Origin of the sequence: Streptomyces sp. AC512_CC834 (assembly GCF_019049325.1) — a bacterium.
Lineage (GTDB): Bacteria > Actinomycetota > Actinomycetes > Streptomycetales > Streptomycetaceae > Streptomyces.
In genome coordinates, this window is the sequence record NZ_JAGMUO010000065.1 from 820159 (window position 1) to 826273 (window position 6115).

Annotated in this window: 4 protein-coding genes; 1 reads left to right on the top strand and 3 read right to left on the bottom strand. The window is 72.9% G+C overall.

What is annotated here, in order from left to right; all coding sequences use genetic code 11:
• Positions 1-47 precede the first annotated feature (47 nt).
• The gene (locus KUM40_RS25930; RefSeq protein ID WP_217168548.1) at positions 48-932 is read left to right on the top strand and encodes a LysR family transcriptional regulator; all 885 of its coding nucleotides are present in this window, start codon (positions 48-50) and stop codon (positions 930-932) included.
• 469 nt (positions 933-1401) lie between these two features.
• On the opposite strand, the gene rmdA is transcribed toward KUM40_RS25930, so the two are convergent.
• The 3 genes from rmdA to KUM40_RS25950 all read right to left on the bottom strand — a co-directional run bounded on the left by rmdA (position 1402) and on the right by KUM40_RS25950 (position 5535).
• The gene (gene rmdA / locus KUM40_RS25940; protein WP_217168549.1) at positions 1402-3546 is read right to left on the bottom strand and encodes a cyclic Di-GMP phosphodiesterase RmdA; all 2145 of its coding nucleotides are present in this window, start codon (positions 3544-3546) and stop codon (positions 1402-1404) included.
• Positions 3543-4355, bottom strand: coding sequence for an SAM-dependent methyltransferase (locus KUM40_RS25945; RefSeq protein ID WP_217168550.1), 813 nt, complete (start codon positions 4353-4355; stop codon positions 3543-3545). The genes rmdA and KUM40_RS25945 overlap by 4 nt, the downstream gene beginning before the upstream one ends.
• A gap of 226 nt (positions 4356-4581) precedes the next feature.
• Entirely contained in the window at positions 4582-5535 is a 954-nt protein-coding gene (locus KUM40_RS25950) for an SCO0930 family lipoprotein (RefSeq protein ID WP_217168607.1), read from the bottom strand.
• Positions 5536-6115 lie beyond the last annotated feature (580 nt).

Here is a 6115-nt window from a genome sequence, read left to right on the forward strand (position 1 = left end):
TGCCTCGTTTCCATAGGGCTTGCCTATCGAGGACGTATGCTCGTGGTATGCAGTTGCAACAGCTCCAGTACTTCGTGGCGGTCGCCGAGACCCGGCACTTCACGCGGGCCGCGGAGGTGGTCCACGTGGCGCAGCCGTCGCTGTCGCAGCAGATCAAGGCGCTGGAGCGGGAGCTGGGCGCCGACCTGTTCCTGCGGGCGCGCGGGAACATCACCCTCACCGACGCCGGGGAGGCGCTGCTGCCGCTGGCCCGGCGGATCCTGGCCGACGCGGACACCGCCCGGCACGAGGTGCTGGAGCTGGCGCAGTTGCGCCGGGGGCGGGTCCGGCTGGGCGCCACCCCGAGCCTGTGCACCGGCCTGCTGCCCGACGTGCTGCGCGCCTTCCACGACCGCTACCCCGGCATCCAGTTGCTGATCGAGGAGGGCGGCTCGCACGACCTGGTGCGGGAGCTGGCGCGCGGCGCGCTCGACCTCGCCCTGGTCGTGCTGCCGCTGCCCACCGCGTCACCGGCCCTGACCACGGTGGAGCTGCTGCGCGAGGACCTGGTGGTGGTGTCGTCCCCGGAGTCGCCCCGGCCGGGCGGCGGGCGCCGTGCCGTGCGCGTCGCGGACCTGGAGGGCGAGCGCCTGGTGATGTTCCGGCACGGCTACGACCTGCGGGAACTGACCGTGGCCGCGTGTCGCTCCGCCGGGTTCGAGCCGGACTTCGCCGTGGAGGGCGGGGAGATGGACGCGGTGCTGGGCTTCGTGCGGGCGGGCCTTGGCATGGCCGTCGTCCCCCGCATGGTGGCGGCCCGCTCCGGACGCGGACTGCGGGTGACACCGCTGGCCCGGCCCGGGCTGTACCGGAGCATCGCGCTGGCCCACCGCAGCGACGTGGCACCGCCGCGGGCCGCACGGGAGTTGCAGCGGATGCTGCTGGAGAGGTGACCCGGCCCGTGACCGGACGCGTGACCGGGCCAGTGACCGGGCCCGCGTGTCAGGCGAGCACGGCCGGCCTGAGGACCTCCTCGCACCAGCGGCAAAAGCTCGTGGGCGCGGTGTCCGGTGTGCTGGGCTCGGCCGGGCCGTAGAAGCCCTGGGCGCTCATCGCCGAGACCATGTCCGCCGGCCCCTGGGCGCCGTCCCCGCTCGCCCCGAAGCGCAGGGCCGCCGCCCCGTACTCCTCGGGGGTGGTCTCCCGTACCCGTACCGGACGGCCCAGTACCGCGGAGACGACCTCCGCCAGGCCCCCGGGGTTCAGGTCGTCGGGACCGACCAGCGGGACGCCGGCCCGGTCGTCCTCTCCGTCGCCCGGCCCCGGCAGTCCCGCTCGACGGCGACCGCGGCCCTCGTCCGCACGGCGACCGAGGTCGCCGAGGCGGCGCGTGCGGGGGCGTAGGCGAACCGGCGGCGGCGCTCAGCCCGTGGCGTCCACCAGGGCCAGTTCGTGCAGCCGCTCCGGCGGACCCGGACGAGCGTAGTACCAGCCCTGGGCCGTGTCGCAGCCCAGTATCCGCAACTGCTCGGCCTGGGCGCCGGTCTCCACACCCTCGACGGTGACCGCGAGGTCCAGGCTGTGGGCCAGGGCGACGATCCCCTCGACGATCTTCAGGTCGACGGTGTCGGCCGGGAACTGCTGCATGCTCTGTGTGAAGGAGCGGTCCAGCTTGAGGACGCTCACCGGGAGCCGGCGCAGGTTGGCGAGGTTGGAGTAGCCGGTGCCGAAGTCGTCCAGGGCGATGTCCACGCCCATCTCGGCCAGCCGGCGCAGCGGCTTCAGCAGGTCGTCGTCCGCGCCGATCAGCGCCGACTCCGTCACCTCCAGGCACAGCGCGTCGGGCGCCACGCCGGTCCGCTCCAGGATGTCGACGGTGTCCTGGACCAGTCCCGGGTGGGTGAGCTGGCAGGGCGAGAGGTTGACGTTGATGCGCAGCGGGCCCGCGGCGCCCGTCTCCCCGTACCGCTCCCGCCAGGCGCGGGCCTGGCGCACGGACTGTTCGAGCACCCAGCGGCCCAGCGGCACGATCAGACCCGTGTGCTCGGCGAGCGGGATGAACCGGTCCGGGCCGAGCACGCCGTGCTGGGGGTGCAGCCAGCGCACCAGCGCCTCGGCGCCGCGCACGCTGCCGTCGCCGAGGTGGACCAGCGGCTGGTACTCGATGAAGAACTCGCCGCGATCCAGGGCCGCCGGCAGCGCGGTGGTCAGTCCGTGCCGGGTGATGACGCGGGCGTCGGCCTCCGGGTCGGCCAGCTCGAAGCGGTTGCCGCCCGCCGACTTGGCGCGGTACATGGTGATGTCGGCGCTGCGCAGCACCTCCGCCGGGCTGCGCTCGCCCGTCGGGCCCTCGACGATGCCGATGCTGCCGCGCACGGTCAGTTCGCGGCCGTCGACGCTGATCGGGGCGAGCAGCGCGTTCATGATGCGCCCGGCCAGCTCGTCGACCTCGTGCCGGGTGTCGGGGCCGGTGGTCAGCGCGACGAACTCGTCGCCGCCGAGCCGGGCGACCATCTCGCCGGGCGCGGTGGCGCAGGCCTGGAGCCGGTCGGCGACCTCCACGAGCAGCCGGTCGCCGGCCGCGTGGCCGAGGCTGTCGTTGACGGTCTTGAAACCGTCGAGGTCGAGGTAGCACAGGCCGAAGCGCTGCCCCGGCCCGGCGTTCAGGGCCTTCTCCAGGCGTTCGAAGAAGAAGCTGCGGTTGGGCAGGCCGGTGAGCGCGTCGTGGGTGGCCTCGTAGCGCAGCCGCAGATTGAGCAGCCGCCGCTCGGTGGTGTCCTCCATCAGCGCGAGCTGGTACTGCGGGGTGCCGTCGGCGTCGCGCAGCAGGGAGACGGTGAGGTTGGTCCACAGGACCGTTCCGTCGGGCCGGTAGAAGGCCTTCTCCACGTGGTAGTGCTCGCGCTCGCCGCGCACCAGCTCGTCGTAGAGCCGCCAGGTCTGCGGCGCGTCCTCGGGGTGCGTCCACTCGGTCGCCCGGCGCCCGCCGAGCATGGGGTCGGCGATGCCGAACATGCGCATCAACGCCTCGTTGACCTGGAGGACGTTGCCCTCCAGGTCGGCGATGCCGATGCCTATGGCGGCGCCCTCGAAGACGGCGCGGAAGCGGGCCTCGCTGGCGTGCAGGGCCTCGGCTACCACGCCCTGCGCCTTCAGGGCGGCCTGCGCGATGGCCTCCTGTTCGGCGAGGGTCCGGGCGCGCAGCGCCCCGGCGAACCCGGCCGCCATCGCGTGCTGGAGCCGCGCCGAGCGGGCCCGCAGGTCCTCCGGGTCGCCGTCCGCGCCGCAGTACAGCACCAGATAGGCGTCGACGCAGTCCAGCGTCCGGGAGAGCGCCTCGGGGTCGGTGCAGTGGGAGTCGACGAGCGCGGCGCCGGCCGCCCTGGCCTCGCCCGCGTCGAAGCTCCGCGCGCGCAGTACCTCGCTCAGCCGGCGGGCCAGCGGCAGCAGTTGCTCCTCGAACTCCGGCCGGGTGGACGAGGTCGAGGTCACCGGGAACACCGCCCGGCTCCAGATCGTCGCGAACCGGCGCAGTCTGTCCTCCGGCCCGTCCGGCTCCGCGCTCACGCGGTACGCCCCACGCCGGCGAACCCGGAGTACGCGTACGGGTCGTCGTCCTCCAACGGCCCCTCCGGGCGCCAGCGCGGCATCGGAACCAGTCCGGGCTCCACCATGTCGTACCCCTCGAAGAACCGCGCGATTTCCTCGCGCGAACGCATGATCAGCGGATTGCGGATGTTGTTGTACACGTCCACCGCGCCCTCGGCCCGCTCGGCGGGCAGCGGGATTCCCTCGTACGAGGCGTGCGTGAGGACGAGCAGGCTGCCGGGCGCGAGCGCGTCGCTCAGCTCGGCCACCGCCGCGTACGGGTCGTCCGCGTCTTCCACGAAGTGCAGTATGGCAACCAGCAGCAGGGCGACCGGTCGATTCAGGTCGATCAGCCGCCGCACCTGCGGGGCGGCCAGGATCTCCCGCGGCTTGAGGAGGTCCCCTGCCACGACGTCCGCGTCGTCGTTGCCCGCCAGGACGGCTTCGCTGTGCGCGACCGCCACCGGGTCGTGGTCGACGTACACCACGCGCGCGCCCGGGCAACTGCGCCCCGCCACCTCGTGGACGCTGCCGAAGGTGGGGATGCCGGAGCCGATGTCCAGGAACTGGTCGATGCCCTCGTCGGCCGCGAAGCGCACGGCCCTGCGCATGAACGCCCGGTTCGCCTGCATGATCTTGGGGAGTCCCGGCATGAACTCCATGGCCCTGCGGGCCGCTTCCCGGTCGACCTCGAAGTTGTGCGAACCGCCCAGGTAGAAGTCGTAGATCCGGGACACGCTGGGCACCGAGATGTCGATGCTGCGGGGGGCCCAGGCGGGACGCTCCATCTAGCTCTCCAAGGCATAGGCGATCCGGTGTTCGAGCTGAGGCTACTGATCGCCCGCCAAAGGAGCGAGCCCAAACGGAAATTGACCGTCCGTTCCCGGTCACTGCCCGCGGCACGTGCCGTGTGCGAAGGTGTGCGAAAGCACACGAACCAGGCCGTCCCCTCCGCCTGGGTGCGGAGGGGACGGCCCGCTGGTCGCGCGCTGAAGGTTGGCAGGCGGGAGGTCGCTACTTCTTCGGCGCGCCGACCGGCTTTCCGTCGGGCGCGACGGCGTACCAGGTGCCGCCCACGCCCTGACCGTTGGTGTCTCCGGCCTTCTTGTCGCCGCCGAAGGTGTAGATCGGCCAGCAGTCGATCGTCTGCTGGGCGGCGCCGTCGGGCCGCGTGAAGCTCATCAGGCCCTTCTTCTCCACGCCCTTGGTGTCGTTGGCCTCGACGGGCGCCACGACCGGCCACTTCTCCACACAGGCGCCGGTGCACGCCGACACCGGCTTCGGCCAGGCCTCGTCCTTCATGAAGCGGTAGACGGTCATGCCGTTCTTGTCGACGACGATCTCGCCGAGCTTCGGGTCCTCGCGGGTGGACAGCCCGGCGGCCGGCTCGGCCTTGGCCTTCTTGCCGTCGGCGGCCAGCGCGTACCACTTCTTGCCGACGCCCTGGCCCTTGACGTCGCCCGCGGCGGCGTCCTTGGCGTAGCGGTAGGCGGGCCAGCCGCCGATCGTCAACTGCTTGGTGCCGTCGGGGCGGGTGACCTCCCCGAGCAGGTCCTCGTCGATGCCCTCGCCTGCGAGGGCGTCGTCGGCGGCGACGGGCGGCCAGGCGGTGGCGCAGTCGTTCTCGCAGGTCGTCTTGGGCGGCTCGGCGGTGTCGGCGTCGAAGCGGTAGAGGGTGCGGCCCGCTCCGTCGGTCACCAGGTCGCCGATCTCGGCGTTCGTGGAGACGGACAGTTTGCCCGCGGGTTCCGGCGCGCTCGCCGACGCCTGGGTGTCGCCCGCGCTCGCGCCGGTACCGAGTCCGTCACCGGCCCCCGCGCCGATGTCACCGACGTCGCCGGGCGCGGCCGTCGCGCCCACGTTCTGGCTGCCTGTGGCGCCGCCGCCGTCCTGGCCGCACGCCGTCGTCAGCACCAGCACCGCCGCGGCGCTCGCCACGAGTGAGGCGCTCCGCCAGGAGGTCTTCATCGTCAATCCCCGATCGTCACGAAGGTGTTGGGGCGCCCTGCTGGGCCACCGCACGACACTGGGTACGCGTGGGGGAGCCGGTTGTGTTCAACGGGGGCTCGGGTTTCTTTCCCGCGCCCGCCGGGCGGGCGCGGGTCGTCCGCTGCGGCGCGTGACCTCTCGTACAGACTTCCGGGTCCCGTCGCGAGCGGGTTCGTCGTCGTCAAACCGCTGGTGGGACGGTGTCCCTCCTTCGGGGCAATCGCCGGTCACTCGGGCGTGGCCCGGTGCGCCAGGCTTCATGATCTGCGTCGTGCATGGACCCGAACCGACCCGATCCGCCTCAGCCGGACGGGTGTTGGCCCTGGTGACGCTGACGTTCACGCTCGTCGGCATACCGGTCGGCCCGGCGCAGGCGGACGCCTGTGCGTACGCGTCGACCGGACCGGGCGGTACCGAAGCGGTGGCGGTCGCCGGGAGCTCCTCCTGGCCCACCTTCCCGCCGTGTCCCAAGCCCTCGCCGACACCGACACCGACTCCCACCCCGACCACCCCGGCGCCCACCCCCACGCCGCCACCTCCGAAGCCCGCTCCCCCAAGG

Coding starts and splice junctions, on each gene's coding strand:
- KUM40_RS25930 (WP_217168548.1), top strand. CDS start 48: ATGCAGTTGCAACAGCTCCAGTACTTCGTGGCGGTCGCCGAGACCCGG.
- KUM40_RS25945 (WP_217168550.1), bottom strand. CDS start 4,355: ATGGAGCGTCCCGCCTGGGCCCCCCGCAGCATCGACATCTCGGTGCCC.
- KUM40_RS25950 (WP_217168607.1), bottom strand. CDS start 5,535: ATGAAGACCTCCTGGCGGAGCGCCTCACTCGTGGCGAGCGCCGCGGCG.